14 protein-coding genes are annotated in these 22,243 nt (G+C 67.5%); 6 read left to right on the top strand and 8 right to left on the bottom strand.

Annotated elements, in window-relative coordinates:
- Window positions 1–25 precede the first annotated feature (25 nt).
- The 4 genes from drmC to RKE29_RS01840 form a co-directional block, all read right to left on the bottom strand.
- A complete protein-coding gene (gene drmC, locus RKE29_RS01855) occupies window positions 26–760 on the bottom strand; it encodes a DISARM system phospholipase D-like protein DrmC (RefSeq protein ID WP_312003196.1) in 735 nt (244 codons plus the stop codon).
- Complete coding sequence (locus RKE29_RS01850; protein WP_312003195.1) at window positions 753–2,780, bottom strand: DUF1998 domain-containing protein; 2,028 nt, start codon at window positions 2,778–2,780, stop codon at window positions 753–755. Before RKE29_RS01850 ends, drmC begins: the two co-directional genes overlap by 8 nt.
- Complete coding sequence (drmA, locus tag RKE29_RS01845; protein ID WP_312003194.1) at window positions 2,777–6,514, bottom strand: DISARM system helicase DrmA; 3,738 nt, start codon at window positions 6,512–6,514, stop codon at window positions 2,777–2,779. The genes RKE29_RS01850 and drmA overlap by 4 nt, the downstream gene beginning before the upstream one ends.
- A 272-nt stretch (window positions 6,515–6,786) precedes the next feature.
- On the bottom strand, window positions 6,787–7,569 hold the full coding sequence (locus tag RKE29_RS01840; protein WP_312003193.1) for a tyrosine-type recombinase/integrase: 783 nt from the start codon (window positions 7,567–7,569) through the stop codon (window positions 6,787–6,789).
- Between the two features lie 41 nt (window positions 7,570–7,610).
- Here RKE29_RS01840 and RKE29_RS01835 point away from each other — a divergent pair, with 41 nt between their 5' ends.
- The gene (locus tag RKE29_RS01835) at window positions 7,611–8,576 is read left to right on the top strand and encodes a type IIL restriction-modification enzyme MmeI (RefSeq protein WP_312003192.1); all 966 of its coding nucleotides are present in this window, start codon (window positions 7,611–7,613) and stop codon (window positions 8,574–8,576) included.
- A gap of 43 nt (window positions 8,577–8,619) precedes the next feature.
- Here RKE29_RS01835 and RKE29_RS01830 read toward each other — a convergent pair whose 3' ends face one another.
- Window positions 8,620–12,591, bottom strand: a complete 3,972-nt coding sequence (locus RKE29_RS01830) for a DNA methyltransferase (RefSeq protein WP_312003191.1) — start codon at window positions 12,589–12,591, stop codon at window positions 8,620–8,622.
- A complete protein-coding gene (drmD, locus tag RKE29_RS01825; RefSeq protein WP_312003190.1) occupies window positions 12,588–15,851 on the bottom strand; it encodes a DISARM system SNF2-like helicase DrmD in 3,264 nt (1,087 codons plus the stop codon). The genes RKE29_RS01830 and drmD overlap by 4 nt, the downstream gene beginning before the upstream one ends.
- 260 nt (window positions 15,852–16,111) lie before the next feature.
- Between drmD and RKE29_RS01820 the strand changes: the two genes are divergently transcribed.
- From RKE29_RS01820 to RKE29_RS01800, 5 genes are all read left to right on the top strand, one after another.
- Window positions 16,112–16,435 (top strand): hypothetical protein, encoded by a 324-nt coding sequence (locus RKE29_RS01820; protein WP_312003189.1) that lies wholly within the window; start codon window positions 16,112–16,114, stop codon window positions 16,433–16,435.
- Window positions 16,436–16,448: 13 nt separating this feature from the next.
- A complete protein-coding gene (locus RKE29_RS01815) occupies window positions 16,449–16,949 on the top strand; it encodes a DUF2399 domain-containing protein (protein WP_312003204.1) in 501 nt (166 codons plus the stop codon).
- Between the two features lie 285 nt (window positions 16,950–17,234).
- Window positions 17,235–18,110, top strand: coding sequence for a hypothetical protein (locus RKE29_RS01810; RefSeq protein ID WP_312003188.1), 876 nt, complete (start codon window positions 17,235–17,237; stop codon window positions 18,108–18,110).
- An 86-nt stretch (window positions 18,111–18,196) separates the two neighbouring features.
- Window positions 18,197–18,853: a DUF433 domain-containing protein gene (locus RKE29_RS01805; RefSeq protein WP_312003187.1), complete on the top strand. Its 657-nt coding sequence runs from the start codon at window positions 18,197–18,199 to the stop codon at window positions 18,851–18,853.
- 51 nt (window positions 18,854–18,904) lie between these two features.
- Window positions 18,905–19,129, top strand: coding sequence for a hypothetical protein (locus tag RKE29_RS01800; RefSeq protein WP_312003203.1), 225 nt, complete (start codon window positions 18,905–18,907; stop codon window positions 19,127–19,129).
- On the opposite strand, the gene RKE29_RS01795 is transcribed toward RKE29_RS01800, so the two are convergent.
- Window positions 19,077–19,448, bottom strand: coding sequence for a 6-carboxytetrahydropterin synthase (locus RKE29_RS01795; protein ID WP_312003186.1), 372 nt, complete (start codon window positions 19,446–19,448; stop codon window positions 19,077–19,079). The genes RKE29_RS01800 and RKE29_RS01795 overlap by 53 nt on opposite strands.
- Before the next feature lie 55 nt (window positions 19,449–19,503).
- Window positions 19,504–22,170, bottom strand: coding sequence for an AAA family ATPase (locus RKE29_RS01790; protein WP_312003185.1), 2,667 nt, complete (start codon window positions 22,168–22,170; stop codon window positions 19,504–19,506).
- Window positions 22,171–22,243 lie beyond the last annotated feature (73 nt).

Below are 22,243 nucleotides of genomic sequence, written 5' to 3'. Positions count from 1 at the left end.
ACCAGGTCAGACCTTAAAGAACAAGCTAAGAGATCCGTTCGTACAAGGCCCTCTCTGCCTCCTGCAGCTCGCGCTCGACGGCTTCGGTGAGGTTCGGGTTGTCGATGAGGACGCCGAACTCGACGTTGTTGTTCTCTGCGCTCCAGGAGAAGTTCGCGCTGGTGACCAGGAGGAGGTGGTGGTCGATGGCGAGGAACTTGGCGTGATTGCGGACGTACCCGCCGTCGAATTTTTTGGTCCGCCATACCTCGGCCGGAGCCAGGTGCGCGGCTACCTCTGTGGTCGAAGGGGACCAGTGTTGTCCGCTGCCGTCAGCGGCCCGGGTGTCCATGTAGACGCGGACGCCGACTCCGTCGCGCTGTGCGGCCGTCCGCAGTGACGTCCAGAGTGCTGAACTGCGCTGGAAGTTGAAGGTCGAGCAGGTGATCGCGTGGCGGGCGCTGTCCACGAGGTGGGTCACTGAGGTCGTGAGCGGCCCGCTCTGGGCGAGGTGTCCAGGCATGGTCCACAGTGGTGACAGCGTGGTCGGAAGCGCCCGTGCCCCCTCGATTGCCCGCAGGACCAGAACCTGCTGATACCTCGCTTTGGCGTCTCGGGCCACCACCTCTAGTAGCCGCCGGATCTCTGCTCGCTGGCCGACCGCGACGACCTTGAGTGCGGTGGTCAAGGTGTCGCCGTCGGCCAGGCGGTCGGCTATGTCCTTCGCCTCGGTTCCGGTCAGGAGGCGACCGAGCCGGCGTGGCGCGTCCGCGTCACTCATGGGCCTGGAAGAAGCCGAGGTCGCTGCCGGGCAGGTCGAGCAGGAAGCGGCGGTCGAGGAAGCGGTTGGCGCGCTCGCAGGAGGTTTCCGACGCCATGACGCAGCAATGGCAGGCGGCGCCGTGGAGGAAGTCCTCGGGGTCCTGTGGGGTGCGCTTGGAGCAGATGGGGTCGGAGGAGCAGCGTGCGGCCTTGCGTAGTGCGCTGCCGACGACCTGCTGGAGACGTGTTGGCTCGCTGAGCTGTACGAGCCCGCCGAGGGTGCCGTCGCTGTCGGAGGCGGTGGTACAGATGAGAAGGCCGGCGGCGGGATCACGGCCTTCGGCGGCGGGCCACGCGTACAGGCGTTCGCTGAGGCTGGCGGCCGAGTAGCCGCAGGTCAGGGCAAGTTCGCGGATAAGGATGTGGGCGAGGGTGTGGACGAGCCAGTAGCGAGGAGGCTTCAGTCGGCTGTCGGGGTCGATCTGGCCCGCCGTGTCGGAGAAGCGGCGTTCGAAGTTTCTGCGGTGTGCCTCTCTGTGGAGTCTCCACAGGTCGGTGTCCAGGACGTGCTTTTCCCATGCGGCGACGGCGTTCTCGTCGAGCTGGAGGAAGATGCCTTCGCCGCGGTCCTCGGTGGCCACGGTCCAGCTTGGCCGGGACGTGCGCGTCAGTGGGGCCAGGCGGCGCGGGAGGTCGCCGACGCGGTCCATGTCGTCGATGCGGGTGAAGCCGACCAAGGCATTTACCTTGCGGAGGCGTTCGACCGCGAGCACGCGGGTGATCTCAGGCCGCATGGCGTCGCCCCGAATACGGGTGGCGAGGGTGAGGCCGCTCTTGGGGTCCTCGACGCGGGTGCCGACGATGTCACGCAGCAGGTAACGCCATTCGGGGACGAGGAGGTCGACCGGGTCCCAGTCGCGGAGCTTCTCTTCCTGTTCCTCCGGGGTGTCGGTGGGGGCGGAGGCGGCTTGAAGGACCTGTTCCAGGTCGTGGTCGGACAGGTCGGTGACGTCGACGCGGTCGTCCAGCAGGTCCCGGATCAGCTCGAGGTTGTCGCGGTATTTGGCGAGCTTGTCGCCCAGCGCGGTGCGGATCCGGTCGGCCAGGTCACTGGCCTGTTCCTCCTGGGACTCCGGCATCACGATGATCGACTGGGTGGCCGGGAACCACAGGTTGGAGGCGCCGACGAGCATCAGCCGGGTCTCGTTGCGGCAGCCCTTGGGCTCGAAGGCGTCCAAGTGGGGGTGGCGTCCACGGCACTGCGGAAGTTTCGCCCTGCCGGCCTCGCCCTGGGCCTCGTTCATGGGCCGCCGCGTGTCGCAGGACGCGCAGTGAATGACGGCCGAGGCGCCCTTGCCCGCAGTCCGGTCGACCATCTTCAGGGCGGGCAGCTCCGCCTGGGTGCACGGCTGGCCGTGGTGCACCCACAGGTCATACGGGAACTCGTCCAGGTGTCCGTCGACGCAGGCCAGCAGATACCGGGCCGGGATGGCGGTGCGGCGCATCGGCTTGCGAGTGCCGGCGCCTGCGCGGCCCGTGCACTTGGCATGCTCGAAAACGGCCAGGTCGGTGCGGAAGGGGTGCGTGTTGCGGTAGTCGAACTGAGTGAGCAGTCCGAGCATGTCGCAGCCCGTGCACCGTAGCCATTGTGGGAAGACCCGGGAGGGGACTCCGAGGTCGTTGCCTTCAGCGGACCGGCTGTGCTTCTTCGGCTGCCAGGGATACGGCCGCAGCTGGACGTCGGGGGAACGCAACATCATCCGGACCACGTCACGCAGGCGCGGCGCGTGAATCTGTGGGGGCGCGGAGTCGCGGCGCCGCCAGATGCGGTCCCAGTCGTCCAGGCCAGTGGGCATGATCGTGAACTGCGGCAAGTCCATGATCGCGCCGGGACCGTATGTGTAGAGCAGGGACGAGGGGCGGGCCGAACCGACCTTGGCACGGTTGTGCTTGGTGGCTTTCTCCGCCTCCTGCTCCAGGTCGCCCAGCGGGTCGACGGCGTGGGCGACGTCGTAGACGAAGCGCGTCTCGTCACTCACGAGTTGTCCTCCGGCATCTTCCACTGAGGGGCATGGTCAGGTGCGCGGTACACCAGCCGTTCCTTGATCGGGCTCACCAGGAGGTTGATTTCCGGCTGCACCTCACGCATCGAGTTCGCCACGGTGAACGGCGCGGCGTCGCGAGTGCCGATGCCCGCCTTGACGTTCTCCGCGCTCATCATCAGCGCGTCGTGCCGACCGTCGTCCAGAACCCTCTCGTACACCAGCGACTTGCGGTCCTCCATGAGGCTCTTGCGGCGCTTGCCCCATTGGTCGAGCCGGTTTTCCAGGCGCAGGCGGGCACGGGTGGCGGCGTCCTCGTCGCCGGCCCGCGCAACGCGACGGACGAGGGCGTCGACGAGTTCGCCCGCGAAGTGCTGCTCGGCCTCGATACGGGCCGCCCCGTCCTCCGGGGACAGCCCCTGGCCGTGGCCGGCCTTGGCGGCCTGCAGGACACGAGCGGCGCTGACCAGCACGCCGTCCAGGCCGCGCTCCAGCGAGGTCACCGAGAACGGTGTCACCGACAGCGCTTCCACCTGGGCGTAGAACGTCTCGTGGTAGTGGCGGAACTGCTCGAAATGGGCGAGGTCCCTCGGCCGCGCCCAGTTTCCGAGCGCGATCACCAGGCCCGGCCGGTCCGCTGTACGGCCCACACGGGAGGACGCCTGGATGTATTCCGCGGTGTTCTTCGGCTGCCCGACCACGAGCATCAGGCCAAGGCGGGTCACGTCCACGCCCACCTGGAGCATGGAGGTGGCCAGGACCACGTCGTACGGATTGACCTCACGCGTGGGCTCCGGCTTCTTCACCTCCCGCAGCGCGCGCCGGTTGCGCTTGCCCGCGGTGGAGTCGAAGCCCGGGTCGAACGCCATCGCCATCTGGTCCAGGGTCGCGGTGATGTCCGCGCTGGCCACGCGCGAGGTCAACTCGGCGACGTGCAGTGAACCGTAGTCGGTTCCGGTGCGACGGGACAGCTTCGACCAGGGACGGCCCTTGGCGAGCGCGGTCTGGATGTCGTCGCTCATGTACCGGGCCATGCCGGCGAGCTCACGGGTGGCGCTGAAGTAGCCGACCAGGGTCATGTATGGATCGGCCACGCTGCCGGAGCGGTCGAGAAGCAGCTGCCCGCCGGCCAGGAGAACCTCGGCAACCCGGATCTCCGCCGTGGTCAAGCGTACCCCGGTGGTACTGATCCCGACGTACCGGCGCCCCGGGTGCTCCTCGGAGACCGGGATCTCCTTGGAGAAGTAGGTGTTCCCGGCATCCAGGACCTGTGGCGGGAAAATGGTGATGTCGCGCCCGTACAGCGCACGCACCTGCTCCGCCGCGTTACGGGCGGTGGCCGTGGAGGCGACGAGCAGCGGACGCACCGGGCGCCCGTCCTTCGTCCGCCAGTCGGCCATCACGTCGATGGCGACCTCGAACAGGCCCACCGTCGTGCCGAGTGCCCCGGTGATCAGGTGCAACTCGTCCTGGATGACCAGATCCGGGGGCCGCAGTCGCGTGGCCGGGTGAACGGGGGCTGCCGGCAAGCCGTCCTTCTTGGGGTGCTTGCTGCCCTCCTTGATGTCGCACTGCTGATAGTCGGGATGCACGAATCCGTGCCGTTCGCAGCGTCGCGAGACGTGCCCGAACAGCGAGGCGGCCTCGCCCTCCCGCGCCAGGCGGGCGAACTTGTCCACCGTGGCGATGACGAACGTCGGCGCGAGCCGGTAGATCTCCTCGTCCACCGTGAGCACCGGCAGCCCGTCCGGGACCTCACCGCCGTCGGCGAACGGGCAGTCGGCCAGCTCGTCCCCGCAGTACACGTACACCCGGCGCAAGGCGGGCTCCGTGCGCACATCGCGCGCCTCGACCCTCGTCCCGCACCAGGGGCAGCGCTGGATCTGCAGCACCGTCAGCCGATAGCCACGGCCCCCATGAGCTTTCTGCAACTGCTCGGCAGCCTCGTCGTACCGCTTCGGGCTCACGTCGGTACCGACCCACAGCCCAATCCGGAACGGCTCCTCCCCCCACGTCGCCTCATCACCGCGCCGCGCCAGCTCTGCCGCGCACACCAGGGCGGTGGCACGCTGGAACTGCTGGGCGGTGAGCAGACGCAGCGTGTACCGCATCAGTACGGCCACCCCGGAGCGTCCGTCCAACGGACCGTCGAAGGCATCCACCACACCTTGGCGGCGCCGGATCGCGAACGTGTACGCGGCCAGACCCAGATACGCCTCCGTCTTGCCACCACCGGTCGGGAAGAACAGCAGCTGCGCCTTGGCCAGATCCCCCGACCGCTTCTCGGCCGCCGGATCAGACAGCAACGGCAACTGCATGAGCACGAAGGCGAGCTGGAAGGTACGCCACGAATGCGCCGAGGCCCCCTTCTCCGCGAGGATCGCCTCGCGCACCTCATCGATGCTCTCCTCCGGCCGGCTCGCCCGGCACTCCGCGACCTGCGACTGCACACGCTGATCGGCCATCACCCGGTTCATGAACCGGAAGCAGCGCAACGCCTCCTCGTCCTCGAGGAGGTGCTTCAGACCCTCCTCAAGCTGGCGTTGCACCCGGCGCGCCTCGGTGACCGCGTCCAGACCCTCGGACCGCAGATGCTCCGGAAGAGCCTTGGCCCGCCGCTCCTCGCCGTCTAGCCAGGCCGTGTAACCCTCGACGATCGGCTCAAGACCCGTACGCAGCTCGTCGGTCGACGCCTCCTGGAGCCGCCGCATATCCAGCAGAGCCGCGCCGATCTCCTCGGCGGCCGTCTGCGGTGTCTCACTCACCGGCAGCCAAGTCGTCCAGACCTCACTGGCCCTGCGCGCTCCCTCTGCTACCTCCCAGTCCACCGAGCAGGTCCGGCCATGGGCGAACTCCAAACGGTTGCGGTACTGGAGCCGCAGTCGCCGCAGCTCGTCGTCCGGCTCCTCGCACGTATCCAGGAGTACGTCATTGACCGGTAGGAACACCTCAGTACCACCGGCCGACACCGACAGCTTGGTCTGGTACAGCCACGCCTCGACCGGGATCTTGCGAGGCGTCTCCCGGTCATTGCACAAGGTCATCTCGATCAGCCGACAGCCGCGCTCGGAGTCGTCGTACCGATCCACCCGAAGCAGGATCTTGTCCTTGAGCACAATCTCGGTCGTACGGGACGGCTTCAGGTCGGCGACCTTGATTGTCTTGGCGATGGCGTGCGGGGTGCGCTGGAACCGACGGAGAGCCGGAGCGGGTGCCGCGCCCTCGGCCTCGCCGTCCTGGGTTCCCTCCCCGCGCTTCTCCTTCACCGGCTCGTACGTGCCCCACGAGGCGGTCACCGTGAACTCGTCTACATCGTCAGGGATCTGGAAACGCAGCCCCATCGACGCCGGGATCATCAGCCCACGCTTCTGCGGCTGGTCCTCGACCTCGACCTCGTCCTCGTCCGAGCTCGCGCTGCTGTCGTCGACGGCGGTGAGCGGCACGCCCCGGCTCTCGGCGGCGTCCACAGCGTCGCCCACGTCGGTCGCAGCGTCGTCCGATCCCGCCTCGCCGGGGTCCTCCTGCCCAGCGGTGAGGCGCACGGGCGCTATCCGCCCGATCAAGTACGCCGAGTCGGGGACGCCATCGAGGATCTCGTCCGGGCCGTTCGCCGGGCCGAGAAGCTCACGCTCCAGGATGTCGACCAGGTTCTCGCGGGCCGTCCAGGAGCGTCCGTCCGGCTCAAAAGAGAGCGGATAGGACAGATCGCGCGTGGGTTGGGGGACACTCACTTGACCTGCTCCTCGCCCAGATTCATCTCAGCCCGTCCAGAGTCAGCCTGGAGGGCTCCAGCACCGCATAGAGGGCCGTGCTGAAGCCTACTGCAACGGCCCCAACCGCTTCTTTCGTGGGCATCCCGGCCTCACCCCGACCCTTCGCGATCTGTTCGGCTGAAGCTATCGCGTAGCACTGACAGCCGAACCTGATCACGAAAGTGCCCCGCGCCCCGTGCACGTATCGGGGGTTTGTCTCCTCAGATCAGATGACGGCCACGCGATCACCATCACGGGACAAGAGCACCGGGAAGGGCTTGCACGACCTCCTGGCACCGATCGTCAGCGACCGCCGCGTAACCGGCAGTGGTCGCAGGAGACGCATGCCGCATGAGCCTCTGAGTCAGGAGCAGATCCTGCCCGGAAGCCCGGTAGACGGCAGTTCCGAAACGGTGACGGAGTTGGTGATAACGCATCTTCACTCCCATGGCCGCGGCGGCCCGAGAGATGGAGCGCGAGACCTTTTCAGGCCGAAGGTCGGGCCAAAATTGTCCGCTACCCTTGCGGTTGAGCGCTGCGAGCACCACGGGCGGCACTGGGACAACATCAGTCCGCCCGCCCTTGCCCACTACACGTAGGAGTGTTTGCCCGTCGTTGCTGTCATGCAGGTCTTCGGCAGCCAGCTTGGCAGTCTCATGTGCTCGGAGCCCACAGAAGGCACCAAGCAGCACCCACGCCCGGTGATCGGACCGGGTCGTGCGCAGCAGCTCCTTGAGATCGCGCTCCGCGATGGGGTTCGGGGTGGAACGAGGAGCCGGCGGCTTCCGAAGCCCAGCAATGAGATTACTGCCGAGCCACTTACCGAAAGACGAGAGGTGATTGAGATAGGTACGCCGGGTCCAGCTAGTGAGCGCCCGAGTCGCAAAGTACGACTGGACGTGCTCTGTGCGGATCTCTTCAGGCATCAGTCCCGAATATTTTGCGATCGCCTTAATGCAGTTCACTCGGGCACGGATGGTGTTGGCAGCGTAGCCGTCCGCACGCTGGGTCGCGACATACCTTTCGATCACCATGCCGCAATCCTTGACCGCTCGCACAACGATTATGCCTGGCAGTGAACTCAGAAAAAAGTCAGACGATAGCCATTATTCGCATCCGGCTGGTAGCCAACCGTGGCAAGTCCTTCCAAGGATCCAATGTCCTGGGTAAGGGCTTCATCCTGGAGTCCGATCAGGCGCACGAGCTGATCGCACGGGACCCCCGCAACAAGGACGTCCTCTTCCCCTACCTGAACGGCGAAGACCTCAACTCGCGACCCGACTGCTCCGCGAGCCGATGGGTGATCAACTTCCACGACTGGCCTGAGGAACAGGCACGGAGATATCCCGAAGTATTCGACATCACCGAGCGCCTCGTGAAACCCGTACGAGCGCAGAACAGCCGAGCCGCGCGCAGGGAACGTTGGTGGCAGTTCGCCGAGCGCGCCCCGAAATTGTACGAGGCTATCCGAGAGCTTGACCGTGTCCTGGTGGTAGCTCGCGTCAGCAAGACGTGCCTCCCGGTCTTCACCCCAACAGGCCAGGTAATCAGTGAAGCCACCGTAATCTTTGCAAGTAATAGCACATCGGACCTCGCACTGCTCAGTAGCGGTATCCATTACTTGTGGGTGAATGCATGGGGATCCAGCCTTAAGGGTGACTTGCGTTATACGCCTTCCGACGTTTTCGAGACATTCCCGCATCCACCCCCCTCAGGCATGAAGGACCTGACAGAACTGGGCTCCCTCCTAAATGAGACTCGATCTTCGATTATGTTCGAATGCAATCTCGGCCTGACGAAGCTTTATAACAGGTTTCACGACCCCGCCGCCACTGAGAGGGAAATCGGCGAGCTGCGAGATATTCACACCCGCATCGATCAGGCTGTGGTGGACGCTTACGGGTGGGGCGACCTCGACCTCGAGTACGTCTTCCATCAGGGGAAGAGGGGGACTCGCCGCACTTTTGTTAATGCCACCCAAGCGGAGATCCTTGACCGCTTGCTCGAGCTCAATCATGCACGCAACCAAAAGGAGGCGTGAGTATCGCCCGAGATTCAACGAAAATCAAGGAGACGGTCGTTCATCATCCTGCTTCGGCGCGATGACGCTCGTGGTTTAGTTCGAGCAGTCGATCGAGAATCTCGGCATTGATGGCGCCTTCAAGAGTGCGGCGAACGCCTTGCCTTGTTTCATGAAAGTCGTGCCGAATGTCCAGATCGTTCCATCCGTACAAGTCTGCAACTGTGCGATCGATGAGCTCATGCACTTCCCGTAGGGCCCGAATGTCGGCATCAGTAACGGCGGGGTCGTGGAAGGCGTTGTATAGCTTTGTTAGTCCTTCGCTACGTTCCATCGCGAGCTCTTTTCGGAGTCGATGCAGAGCTGCGCCCTGTTCCGCAAGAGCGTGATTAAATTTAGGATGAGGGAGAGTCTCATAGACGTCGGAAGGCGAATAGTTTAGATCTGCCTTCATTGTCGACGAGTTGCGCCATGCCCAGCTGGCATGAAACGAACTAGCCATGAAGGCAAGATACTCATCTTCATCGACCGCGAAGACGCAGAGCTTATGTGCCAAGACCTGCTGGCTAGACGTCCAGGTCGGCATCACCGTCCTGCTGACAAGAGCTACCACCAGGACACGGTCGAGATCAGAGATGATTGAGTACAGCTCAGGACGACGGCGCTCGTACTGCCACCACTTCTCCCGAGCGTTCTTGCTGTGAGTGACCTTGAGCCTCACGGGTTTCACGAGGCGCTCGATGATGTCGAATACTTCGGGATATCTCCGTGCCTGTTCCTCAGGCCAGTCGTGGAAGTTGATCACCCATCGGCTCGCGGAGCAGTCGGGTCGCGAGTTGAGGTCTTCGCCGTTCAGGTAGGGGAAGAGGACGTCCTTGTTGCGGGGGTCCCGTGCGATCAGCTCGTGCGCCTGATCGGACTCCAGGATGAAGCCCTTACCCAGGACGTACGACCCGATGAACGATTTTCCTTGGTTGGCTACCAGCCGGAATGGCCGCCCCTCAACGCGGGACTTGCGGTCGAGTGAGGAGGTGATGCCAGCTACCTGCTCGCCGTCCAGGACGCGCCCTGCTTCAGGCGGGAGCTGCTCCTGGCTGGTCCACACCGCGCAGTACTCCAGCGCGGCTGAGGAAGACGGCCAAGGCGCACTCTTGATGGCCCGTTGGATCTCGACGCCACGACCAGTGATCTGGTCTAGACCCACTTCACGTGTATCGCCCTGCGCGAGCGTGTTGGTAGCAATGAGGCCGGTGTTGCCCCGAGCCGTAAGGAGCTGATGAGCCCGGAGCGCGAAGTAAGCAACGAGGTCGGCGCTACCCTTGCGGCCACTCGCGATCACGGCGACGAACCAATCACGAACGTTCGTGCCCATGGCGCCGGTGAGCTTCTGCCCTCCCAGAAACGGCGGGTTACCAACGATTGCATCGAACCCACCCCGCTCCATCACGTCCGGCACGGCCAGAATCCAATGCAGCGGCTTCCACTGCTCGTAGTCCGTCGTCACCGTCGGTGTGAGACCGGCCTTCTTGATGCCGTCGAGCATCGTCCGGTCCGCCTCTCCGCCACCGGCTGGGTACTCGCTCTCCACCGCGATGCGCAGATCTTCGTACGCAGCCTTCAACTGCTTCCCCGGCTTCCCGCCCCACCGAAGCCCGGCCGCGATCACCCCGTCCGCGACATCGGCGAGCTGTTCCGTCAGTTCCTGGTACCGGCGGAACTGCCGCCGCTTGGTGGCGGCAGAGCGCTGCGGGTCGTTGTCGTCGACCTCGGTGGCGAGCTGGCGCCGCAGGCGGCTGGCCTGGTCCAGGATGTCGTCCACGTCCAGGGCGAAGATGCTGAACTGGTTGCCGGCCGAGGCGGGGTCGATGTGAAGGCTGCGCAGCTGGTTGGCATCGGTCAGGCCAAGCAGGGCGTTGCCGTGCAGGACCTTGTCGTCGACGAAGGAGAACGGGAGCTTCGGGTCCAGCGACACCAACCAGAGCGACAGCTTGCACATCTCCACGGCCATGCCGTTGATGTCGGCGCCGTACAGGCAGGTCGCGACGACGGTCCTTATCGCGTGGACGTGCAGGTCGTGCGGTGTTCTTCCGTACGCCACGCCCTCGCGCTGCCATGCCTCGACGAGCCGGTCTGCGAGATACCGTGCCGCGGCGACGAGGAAGGCGCCCGAGCCGCAGGCGATGTCGGCGATGCGCAGATCGAGGATCTGGTCGGAGTCGATCGGCCGCCATGCGTCCTGGTCCGCGGTCTGGTGGGGTCCGGGCGAGTAGACGAGGGGTTCCAGCGCGTACCGGACGACTTCCTCGGCCAGCGAGCGGGGCGTGTAGTGCGCGCCGGCCGAGGCGCGCGAGGGGGTTTCCACCAGCAGGACGCCGCCTGGCTCGACCACCAGCGGTCGGTTGCGCAGGTCGCGGCGGATGATTCCGATGAAAGGGCGGAGCCGGTCGCGCAGTTCGGGGTCGTCGGTGACGTCGCGCAGGGCGATCTCGGTGTCGTCGAGGGTGTCACCCGCCTTCAGAGCCTTGGTCAGGGCGGCTTTGCTGGTCGGCTTCGCGGCCGGCTGGTGCTGCTTTATCCAGGCGAGGATCGCGTCGGCCAGCGCAGTCTCGGTGCGCTTGGCCTGGCTGAGTTCTTCGAGGGTGGCGAGGGGGATCTCGGGTTCGGATCCCGCGCTGCCGGTGAGGCCGACGATGATCTCTTCGGCGGGCTCGCAGGAGTAGCCGAGCAGGCCCTCGTAGATGTAGCCGATCTGTTCGACGTCGATGTGGCGGAAGGAGATCCGTCGTGCTCCGCCGGGCAGCTGGGCGATCTGGACGGCGCGCAGGACTTCGAGCATGACGCGGTCGCTGACCGTGATGGCCAGGGTGTCCTGGGAGTCGCAGGCGGTGAGGAAGGGGAAGCGGGCCGGGTCGAAGAGGGAGCCGCCGTACTCGGGCAGGCGCAGGTCCTCGAAGGTCGCGCCCCGGTACAGGGCCTGGGAGGTGGCCAGGAGCCGGTGCCAGGTCAGGAACGTGGCGTCGAGGGCCTGTTCGCCCTCATCCTTCTCGCGGGCGTCGAGGCGGTCGAGTTCGTCGCTGATGCCGTATCCCATGGCGAAGAGGCGGCTCTGGGGCAGCAGTCCGCGTTCTTCAGCGAAGAGGAGGAAGACGACGCGCATCATGACGGTGACGGCGGCCTCGTAGACCTCGCCTCTTGCCGCCGGCAGCGGGTCGGGCTCGCCGCGTCGCTGTGCGTCCAGGGCGCCTTCGGACAGGGCTTGGACGATGAGTTCGACAGCACGGCGGACCTGGGTGCCGAGTGCTTCGGTGATCTTCTCGGCGGCGGTGACGGACTCGCCGAAGAGTTCCGTCAGCCGGTCCTGTTGTTTGCCGCCTACCAGGCGGCGGCGCTGGAGGAGTTCGATGAAGGCGTTGCGGGTCTGGGGCTCTTCGATCCAGGTCTGGGCGTCGACGATGCCGGAGGCGACCATGGTCTGGGGGCGGGCGCTGACGATCGCCCACCAGCGGCCGTCGGTAACGACGCCGATGGGGACGCCGGAGGCGCGCAGCAGCTCTTCCATGCGGTCGATGGGGCTGGCCGACCAGCCGTCGGTGAGCGGGTCGCGCAGGGAGTCCGTGGGGTCGGTGATCAGGACGAGGGCGCCGGTGGTGTCGCCGTGGACGAGGGCTCCGTCGGCGCGCACGGTGACGGTGTAGTCGGGTGAGCGGACCTCGGCGGCGACTGGGGCGGGCACGGTGTAGGAGGCGCCCCAGCGCAGGCCCTGGCGCAGGACGAGGTCGACCCAGGTGTCGCGGGCCTCGCGGTACAGGGCAAGGGCGGCTTCGTCACCCGGGTGCTCGTCCCAGTTCTCCCATGCCTTCTCGAAGGCGGGCTTGGCGTCCTTGATGGCGTCGAGCGCCCGAGAGTCGAGTTGGGGGATGCCCTGTGGGTAGACGCGTTCCAGAGCGGGAACGGCGAGGAAGGGGCCGTCGGCGTCGACGAGTTGGAGCCAGGCGCGGTGCAGGCCGGCGGCAGTCGGGGGGTAGCGGCGGCTCATACCTTGACCATTCCGTTCTTCGCGTCTTCGGGAGTGAGGGCGAACACGACCGCGGCGGCGGATACGTAGGGCTTGATGTCGCTGTAGCGATCTTGGATCGAGGCGATCTCGCGTGCCTCCTCCTCGTCCAGGCTGTCGAGGCGCTCGTTCATGTGGTGCAGGTCCCGGCGTCGCTGCTTCTGCTGGTCGTCGGTGAACAGCAGCTCTTCCTCGGCGCGGATCTCCTGCTCCAGGCGGTCACGGGACTCGCGCAGGTTGAGCCGGAAGGCGCCGAAGATCTCGTGGGCGCGCTTGATGTCGGCTTCCCGGCGCTGGGTGAGTGCCTCGGTGACCTTCTCCTGTCGGCTGGCGCTCTTGCGTTCCATTGCGGTCAGAAGGCGTGTGCGCAGCCGGGAGCCGTCGTCGTTCCACTGCTCGGCGAGGTGTGCACGTACTTTCGCATCGGCGAGGAGCAGATCGGTGGCGTCGAGGGCCTCGTCGAGGACCAGTTCGACCTTGGACTCGGCAAGGGCCTGACCGCGCAGCCGGACGCCCGTGAGGAACACCTCCTCGTGCAGGCGCAGCCCGCCGCGTCCGACCAGGACGAGCCGGGAGACGGCGGCGACACATGACTCGGGAAGGCCGGGGGCGATGACGGCGGTGACCCGGTGTACCGGGGAGTCCGTACTGAACAGCGCGGAGCGCAGGGTGCGGGTGGCGCGCTGCATGAGGGCGTGCCCGAGGTGGATGTGGACCAGGTCGGTGCGGTGTTGCGCGGCTTGGTCGTCGAAGGTGACGGGGCGCGGGACGCCAGGCTCGAGGCGGGTGTCCAGGCCACGCAGAGCCGGCTGCCAGGAGCGGCTGAGGTTCGGGATCTCGAAGACCTGTGCTTCGGTGCGGTCGTCGCCGATCTCGATGAGCGGGGGCTGCGAGGCCAGCGTAAGCGCCGTGTCCACGACCCGGCGGGCGTTCGCGGGCGTGAGGTGCATGGCGGCCTTGCGCTCGTCGTACGTCTCCGAGAGCTTGGTGAGCTCGCGGTTCAGCTCCATTCCGCCGGCCAGCACGCGGGTGATCACATCGTTGCCGTCGTCCGGCGCAGTCGGCCGGGCCTTGCGCCTCGTACGGGTGGGGGCGAAGTGTTCCTGCACCTCGGCGTCGATGACCTGGTTGACCTTGCCGAGGTCCTCGGTGGCCTGCCCGACCTTGGTCGCGATGATCCCCATGAACTTCATGTCCGCGTCGTACGTCGTGGAGCTGGAGACCGGCACGAAGTGGAAGATCTCCGGGGGCTTGGTCTGCCCGTACCGGTCGATCCGGCCGATGCGCTGCTCCAGGCGGGACGGGTTGAAGGGGATGTCGAAGTTGACCAGGCGGTGGCAGTGGGTCTGCAGGTCGATGCCCTCGCCGGCGGAGTCGGTGGCGAGCAGGACACGGACCGGGTGCTTGTCCGGGCTCTCGGTGAACCGGGCACGGATCTTCTCCCGCTCCTCGGTCGGGGTCGAGCCCTGGATGACCTCCAGTACGTCGTTGTAGCCGCGCTGCCGCAGGACGCGCTCGATCCATTCGAGGGTGGCCGCGTACTCCGTGAACACCACGACACGTTCGTTGGTCCAGTGCGTTCCGTCCGGCCGGCAGACCGCGTTGAGGAAGGCCAGCAGTTCATCCAGCCGGGAGTCCGGCTTGTGCTCATAGCGGCGCCCCCACTCGATGAGCGAGGCGATCTCACTGCTGGTCGCCGCGACCAGGGGGTCCGAGCCCTTGGAGTGGCGCAGCGCGGTGAACTCGGGGTGCTCGGCCGCGCCCTCCTCCTCGTCCGACTGACCGCTGCCCAGCACCTCCGCGTAGTACTGGTCTTCGTCGTCCATCCGAAGCTGCCGGTCGCTCCCGTCCGCGCCCTCGTACAGCTCAAGGGTGCGGGCGAACGACCACGGGCTGGACAAGAAACGCTTCTTCAGCAGCATCGCGACGATGTCGCCACCCGAGCCCTTGCCGTTCGCCCGGGCACTGTCCGCCAGCAGCCGCTCCAACCGCGCGAACTGCTGCTGCTCCTCCTCCGACGGCGTGAACGGGAGGGTCTTCAGCTTCCGCGTCTTGAACCCCTTGTCCGGCAGATCGGTCTTCAGCCACCGCACCATCACCTCCTTCAGCGCCTGCTCGTCGATGCTCGCGCCGCGGGTGAACCGGCGGCCGTCGATCATCTCCAGCAGGGCCGTGAACGACTCCGAATAGCCGTTGTGCGGCGTCGCGCTCAAGAACAGCCGGTGCTCGCACGCCTCGGCGAGCCGCATCGTCGCCGTCGTCCGTTTGCTGTCCACCGCGTAGCCACGCTGCCCCGGCGCCGTCGTCGGGCTGGCCGGCGCCACATGGTGCGCCTCGTCGACCACCAGCGCGTCGAACGCGTATCGCCTGGCCGTGCCCGCGCTCCGCACATCGGCCAGCACGTCGCGCAGCAGGCGCTGCGACCGCAGTGACGGCAGCCACGCCATGCTCACGATCACTCGCGGGAAGAGCCGGAAAGGGTTGGCGTTCAGTCCGTGGCTTCGCCGCACCTTCGCCATCAGCTCGCTGTTGACGATGACGAAGTCGAGGCCGAACTTCTCCCGCATCTCATCCTGCCACTTCAGCGACAGGCTCGGCGGGCACACGACCACCACGGACCTCGCGCGGTGCCGCAGCAGCAGCTCCTGCACCACAAGCCCGGCCTCGATGGTCTTACCGAGCCCGACATCGTCCGCGAGTAGCAGGTTCGTACGCGACGACTGCAGCGCGCGGCTCAGCGGAACCAGCTGATACGCCTCCACATTGGCACCGCTCCGGAAAGGAGCCTGGTAAGAGTTCGCGTCCGCGGAGGTGACCGCACCCCAGCGGACCGCGTCCACGAACGCGGCGAGGGTGTTCGGGTCGTCGAACGCCTCCGCCCGCACTGTTTCCGGAAGGCCCTGGTTCGGAGCGACGGTGTGCCCGACCTCCAGCTCCCAGACAACCATCAGCTCCTGCCCGAGCCGATCCTCGTCCAATGACTGCAGGCTGACCACGTGCGTCAGCCCCGGCACGCCCTCGTCCGCGGGGCTACGGGGAAGGCCCTGCTTCTGGATCTCGGACACAGCCCAAGTGGAGCCCCGGACCTTGACGACCTGCCCCGGCTCCGGGACCGGTGGAATAGGCGCCGCCTCCGCGGTACTGCTCGCCGGTCCCTGCGGATACTCCGTCGCGGTCGCCACCTGGACAGACTCCTTCGCCAACGCCACCAATGCCAGAGCGTGATCACCAAGGCACAACATGCTGCAGAAAGGCCCCAGGAGGTCACGGAAGCGCCAGTATCTCCGACCCAGGGGAGTACCGGAGGCTGGTTCCGTGACTTCCGCCCCCAGAGCCTTGCGAGCTCAAATATTCACCCAGACGACAGAGCAGCAACCCTTCCCGATCATTCAGTGACCGCCTATGCAGCCATCAGCTCACGAGGACGCCCGGCTGGGCAATCCATGGCGTATTTCAGGCCACCTGGCGGCGGCGTCTGAGTGCGCCGCGTAACGTCACCGGCATGGTGGGACGCACATCCAGCTCAGCTCGGGACGCCGGCCAGGAAGCACACAGGCGGTTGGACGCCTACACCTACCTCAGCGCTCCCGAGCGGCTGAAGCACCTGGCGATCATGCGGGTCTTCTGCGGGAGCCCGCTGGCGGACCCGGCCGTCCCGGACGTCCTGGCGAAGCTGGGCATCCGGCTCACCGTGCGACGCACGGCGGGCGCCCGGTGCGTCTTGCACTCCATCGACGGCGACCTGCTGCTGGACGACCTTGAGCTGGAGGTCGGCCGTACCTCCTCCGACGCGGCCGACGGCGATGCCGAGGTGAGCGTGTCATGACCCTCAGCAGGCCCTGCGGGAACGGGCCGCCCACCACGCCGAAGCCCACCTCACCCCGCGCGACCTGCTGGACCTGCGGCTTCGGCTGCCCGCCGGCACTCTGATCCACATCTGTGAAAACCCGCGCGTGGTGGAAGCCGCGGCCGACGCGGCCTGCGTCCGGCCCCTGGTGTGCACCTCCGGCAGCGCCGCCACGGTGGTCCTCACACTTCTCGACGCCCTCGCGGCCACCGGCTGCCGCTTCGCGTACCACGGCGACTTCGACTGGCCGGGGATCGCCCTGGCCAATCGGATCATCCGCCGCTACGAAGCCCGGCCGTGGCGCATGGGCGCAGAGGACTACGAGCGCCTCGCCGCCCGCAGCCAGGCCGAGGGCATTCCCCAGCTGTCACTCGACGGTCAGCCGGTCGGCGCGGCCTGGGACCCGGACCTCGCCCCTGCCATGACCGCCCTCGGCGTCGCGCTCCACGAGGAGGCCACCCTGGACCTTCTGGTGGACGATCTGGCTGATTAGCACCGGTGGTCCCTGCCGCCCGGCAGCAGGTCGAGCGCTCCCGCCCTCTCCGGGGTCCGCCGGTTCCTCGTCCGCGAGGGCCCGGCGCGCCGCCGGCCTCCCAAAGAACCGGGGAAAGAACCACCCACCCACCCACCCGTCCGCGTCACCCGTCCGGGTGACCGGCTTGCACAGTCGAGATACGGAGGGTTACGTTCGCCGCGACAACCGCAGACAGACACGGCCCCCGGCCGGGACTGGCATCCCGAGCGAGGGCCTGACCGATCAGGAAGAAGCGACTTCCCGATGGCTGACCCGCAGTCTAACGTGCCCCTGCGCCCCGACGCCGTAGCTCCGGCCTCCGGCGTGATCCACGTACGCACCCGCCTCACGGCCGACTTCACCGTGATCGCCAACGCCCTCATCCAACGGCGCGGCAGCGCGGTCACGGTCGGCGTCGCGGCGTACATCCTCTCCCTGCCTGACGGCTCCCCCGTGAGCATCGCCGCTCTGTGCGAGCACTTCACCGAGGGCGAGATTTTAATCTCGCGAGCGCTCCGGGAGCTGGAGGCGGCCGGGTACCTGGAGCGCCGCCGCGAGCGACTGCCCTCCGGTCAGATCCGCACCCGGACGTACTTCTACGACGCCCCCGGCGGTGATCCGGACCCGGACGGGCCGCCCTGGCCTCCGAGGCGGCGCCGGCCCCGGGACCGGCCCGCAGCCGCACAGGCCGCGCCCACCTACACGACCGGGCGGGACGACGCGCCCGGACAGGCCGCGGCGCAGACGCCGAGCCCGCTGGCAGACGCCGATCCGCAGGCCGTGGCCGTACTCGCCGCGCTGCGCCGAGTCGATCCGCGTCTGGTCATCTCCCAGCAGGAGGCCGCCCGACTCGCACCGGCCGTCGGCCAGTGGCTCGCGGCAGGCGTCGGAGTACCCCAGATCACCGAGTTGCTGACCGCGAGGCTCCCCGACCGTCTCCGTGCCCGTCCGGCCGGCATCCTCGCTTTTCGCCTACGCGAGACGCCCCTGCCCGCCCCGCACCAGCCGACGCCCCCTGGAAAGTGCCCGACCGTCCCGCCCCTCCAGACCTGCGACGGCTGCGACCGGGCGTTCCGCGCATCGGAACCAGGCCACTGCCGGGACTGCCGGACCGCGGATCCGCTCCGGGCGGCCGGCTGAACCGTTGGCCGGATGAGCGGTCGGCCCGCAGGCGGGAGGCTTGACGTGGGACGATGCGAAACCCGGGGTCAAGAGGGAGGTGGAGCATGGTCGACAGGTTCAAGGACGGACTTCTCACGCCCACGGAGACGGCCTCCTACCTTGAGATTCCGCAGTCGACTCTCGCCTCGTGGCTCAAGCGCGAGGCCGCGGGAGCGCCTCTGGTGCACCAGGTGCAGCCGGTCCGGAAGGGGCAGCCTTCGGTGCCCTTCATCGCGGTGGCCGAGGCGCACGTCCTTCGTTCTCTGCGCTCCCTGGGACTGCGCATGAGCGAGATCCGGGAAGCGGCCGCCGCCGTACGGGATGCCTTAGAAACCCCGTACGGCCTCGTTTCCCGGCGGATCGCCACGGACGGCGTGGACATCTTTGTCGAACACGGGTTGGGGGATCTGCGCAGAGCCCGCGACGGCCAGGTTCCCATCCAGGAAGTGGTCTCCGAATACCTCCGCTACCTGACCTGGGAACCGGGCGACGACTTCCCCTCCAGCCTGCGACTGCGGCAGTACCCGGACTCCGTCCCTGTCGTGATCGATCCGAGGTTCGGCCACGGTCTCCCTGTGGTGGCCGCCAACCGGGTCACGGTCAAGGCCATCACCGACCTGTGGGAGGCCGGGGAGTCCGTGGAGGACATCGCGTACGACTACGACATGACGCCTGAGCAGGTGGATGCCCTCTGCCAGGCAGTGGTGCACCTTGCCGCCTGAGTTCTTCCTCGACCGGAACCTCGGTCGTCGTGTCGCCGAGGGGCTGAGGGGCTGAGGGCCTGCGGATGGACGGTTCACCGCATCGGAGACGTCTTCCCCGACGACGGGCAGAACGTCCCGGACGAGGAGTGGATCACTTACGGTCTCGACCGGTCCTGGGTCCCGCTCTCGAAGGACGGGCGGATCAAGACCCAGGCCCGTCCGCGGTATCAGCCGCCGCCGTTCACCGCTCAGGTCGGTATTCGGCCCAGGTCTTGGGCGTCTCGGAGATCCTGACCGATGTCAATTCCGGAAAGTGCTCGGTCCAGAGGTCGAAGATCCACGCGGCGAGGTTCTCCGCGGACGGGGAAACACCCCCCCCCATTGCCTCATTCAAGTGACGGTGGTCGAGGGTGTCATCCATCCATTTCTTGAACGCGTCGAGGTCCCGGTAGTCACGGACGAAACCCGCCTCATTGAGGTCCTCGCGACGCGCGGACAGCTCCAGCACGACGATGTAGTTGTGGCCGTGCATCCGCGCGCAGGGGTGCCAACTCGGCAGCCGGTCGAGGACGTGGCTGGCCGAGAAGTGGAACTCCTTGGTGATCCTCAACATGGCAGCCCCAGTCTGCCACCCGTCCGCTGTGCCCATCGCGGGCTGTCCGCCCTGGTCACCGGCTGATCCCCGCGCCCTCACGGATGGCGTGGTTGAGGGGGACCTCGGTGAGGAAGCGATCCCGCAGCTCGTCCTCCGTGACCAGGTCCGCTTTGCGGGAGACCTCATGTCGTGCCCGTTCGAGGAGTGCCTGGGCTTCCTCCTGCACGCCCCCCGCGGCCAGGACGACCGCCGAGTGGTACAGGACCTCCTCCGTCCGCAGGGCCGGCATGTCCCCGACCTCGTCCAGGATGCGCACCGCCTCGCGGGCCTGGTCCTCCGCTGCGGCCAGGGCGCCTTGCCGCAGCAGGATGCGGCTGCGCAGGGAGTGCGCAGCGATCTGGCTGCGGACCATGCCGCTGCGTCGGGTCTCGGCGCACGTGGCGACGGCCAGCCGGTCTGCCTGGTCCAGCAGTGCTCCGGGGCCGTCCGAAGCGAGGAGCAGGATATCGGCGTAGAGGTTGCGGACGATCGGGACAAGGTTGGCCAGCCAGGTCCGCTCGGTCTCCGCCCACGCGTCGGCGACCAGTTCCCGGGCCTGGCCGCGTCGTTCCGGCTGCTGGACGAGAAGGTGGGCGAGGAGGGCGGTGTTGTAGGCGTGCCAGCCGCTGTCGCCGCCGCGTTCCGCCTCGAAGTCGAGGGCTTCGCGCAGGACTTCCTCGGCCTCTCGGTAGCCACCGAGCCCGGTGTACACCTGCGCCAGGTAGTTGAGCGCTATCGGCAGCTCGGCCTTCAACGCTTCGCCGCGCAGCCGCTCGGCGCAGCGGCGCAGTCGGTCAAGCGCCTCGCTCAGGTGTCCGCTGTCGTAGAGAGAGATGCCGAGCTGCATCTCTCCCAGGTTGCGGGCATGCTGGAGGACCGGGTCCTGTCGGTCGCCGAGGCGCGGGTCGGAGGCGTACATCCGTTCCGCCTCGCGGAGCTGGGTCAGCCCGTCGGCCAGCCGCCGCTTGGAGACCTGGCGCCCGTACTCGACCCGGGCCACGAAGAGCGGGACCGGGTCGTCGTGCCGCTCGGCCAGTTCCACCGCGGCGCGGAGCTTGTCCAGGGACGGCTCCAGTCCCTGGGTCGCGAGCAGGGTCTTGCCGCGCAGCAGCGTGGTGCGGATCACCAGCTCGGGGGTTCCGTACCGGGTTGCCGCCGCTTCGGCCTCGGCGGCCAGGGCGTCGATGTCCAGTCCGCCGGTCTGCTGGTGCTGGCCCCGCCACCGTACCTCCGTCAAGGCCAGCAGCAGTTCCACGGCCTGCACGAACCGCCGGTCCCGGTGTTCGTCGGACTCCGGCAGGTGCCGGACCGCGTTGATCACTTCCTCGCAGTGCTGCTCGGCCTCGGTGAAGGACAGCCCCTCCATGGCGGCGTCACGCGCCAGCCCGTACTGGACGTCGGCCGAGGCGCCCAGGCACTCCGGTCCACCGAGCCGGAGATGGCGGGCGATCTCCAGCCGGCGTTCCAGCGGCGCGTCCTCCAGTGGACCGGAGGTGAGCTCGGTCGCGATACGGGCGTGCCGGGAGCGCATCTGCTGCCGGCTCTGCTGGGCGTACACCACGCCCCACAGGGCGCGGTGCTCGAACCGGTAGCAGTCCGACGCCTCCCACCGCGCCCACTCGGGAAGCGCCTCCGTCCGGATCAGCCGGTGGTCGGTCGCGATGCGCCGCAGCCGCTCCATCACCTCGTCGTGCGGTGCCCCCTTGACCGCGGCGACCGTGCGCGCGAAGAACGTCTCCCCCTGGGTCGCACCGATGACGAGCAGTTCACGGTCCTGCTCGGTCAGCACCCTCAGGCGGTCTTCCACCACACGCGAGAGGCTGGCGGGCAACTCGATCCGGGTGCCGTCCTCGGGGCTCCACGCGTCCAGGCAGAGTGTGACGAAGATGGCGTGGCCGGAGGTCAGCTGACTCAGCCGCGCCGAAAGACCAGGCGGAGCGTCGGGATGCCGGGAGTGGACCAGCTCGGCCACCGCCTCGTGAGGCAGACCCGACAACGCCCGCCGCCGCAGGAGCCCCTCCGTCGCCCAGCGGTGGAGCAGTTCCTCGACCATGGAACCGGAGCCGTCGGCGTACGCCCCGTCGGTGGTGTGGCTGAGGACGACAGCGAGTGGTTCCCCGGGCAGCCCGCGCAGCAGTTGGTCGAGAACGAGCAGACTGCTGGGGTCGCTGTGCTGGATGTCATCGATGAGCAGCACGGTGGGCGGGCCCTGCCTGACCAGGCCCACCAGCGCTTCGACGATCTGTACGGCCGCCCCCTGCTGGAAGGGCAGCAGGCTGTCGAAAGGCGTCGACCCGGAGGCGAGTGAGGCTTCCGTGACCTCCTTGCCCAGGGTGAACAGCGCACCCAATCCGGGCACGATCGCGGAGAGCACCTCCGGCGCGGATCGGGCAACGCCCTGGCCGGTGAGGTTCAGCAGCCTGCGGACGATGCCGGACTGCTTGGCGCCCTGGTCCTGCGCCAGCCGCAGGAGAAGGTCGACGACTGGCCCGTACCGCAGTTTCGGCCCGATCCCCGGATGGCAGCGGGCCGACACGACCCGGCAGGTGCCGGGCTCGACAGCGGTGGCAGCGTCTGCCTCGAACGCCCTCAGCAGCGCCGACTTCCCCATCCCCGAGGGGCTGTCGACCACGATCGCCCGACCGCCGCGCCCCTCGGCCAGCGCCGCCAGCAGCGAGCGCAACTCGGCCATGTGCTCCATACGGTCGACGAAATCCGTCCGCACCGCAGCCCCCCATTCCCGTCTGCCGTCATGGAACTTCCGTACGCGCACC

It is taken from the genome of Streptomyces sp. B1866 (assembly GCF_031932565.1).
Lineage (GTDB): Bacteria > Actinomycetota > Actinomycetes > Streptomycetales > Streptomycetaceae > Streptomyces.
The sequence above is the reverse complement of the archived record's forward strand: the minus strand, read 5'-3'. Positions and strand labels throughout refer to the sequence as shown.

What these genes read in the sequence shown, in the direction of transcription:
- drmC (WP_312003196.1), bottom strand. Translation starts at nt 760, where the DNA reads ATGAGTGACGCGGACGCGCCACGCCGGCTCGGTCGCCTCCTGACCGGA.
- RKE29_RS01840 (WP_312003193.1), bottom strand. Translation starts at nt 7,569, where the DNA reads ATGGTGATCGAAAGGTATGTCGCGACCCAGCGTGCGGACGGCTACGCT.
- RKE29_RS01830 (WP_312003191.1), bottom strand. Translation starts at nt 12,591, where the DNA reads ATGAGCCGCCGCTACCCCCCGACTGCCGCCGGCCTGCACCGCGCCTGG.
- drmD (WP_312003190.1), bottom strand. Translation starts at nt 15,851, where the DNA reads ATGTTGTGCCTTGGTGATCACGCTCTGGCATTGGTGGCGTTGGCGAAG.
- RKE29_RS01820 (WP_312003189.1), top strand. Translation starts at nt 16,112, where the DNA reads ATGGTGGGACGCACATCCAGCTCAGCTCGGGACGCCGGCCAGGAAGCA.
- RKE29_RS01810 (WP_312003188.1), top strand. Translation starts at nt 17,235, where the DNA reads ATGGCTGACCCGCAGTCTAACGTGCCCCTGCGCCCCGACGCCGTAGCT.
- RKE29_RS01805 (WP_312003187.1), top strand. Translation starts at nt 18,197, where the DNA reads ATGGTCGACAGGTTCAAGGACGGACTTCTCACGCCCACGGAGACGGCC.
- RKE29_RS01795 (WP_312003186.1), bottom strand. Translation starts at nt 19,448, where the DNA reads ATGTTGAGGATCACCAAGGAGTTCCACTTCTCGGCCAGCCACGTCCTC.
- RKE29_RS01790 (WP_312003185.1), bottom strand. Translation starts at nt 22,170, where the DNA reads ATGGAGCACATGGCCGAGTTGCGCTCGCTGCTGGCGGCGCTGGCCGAG.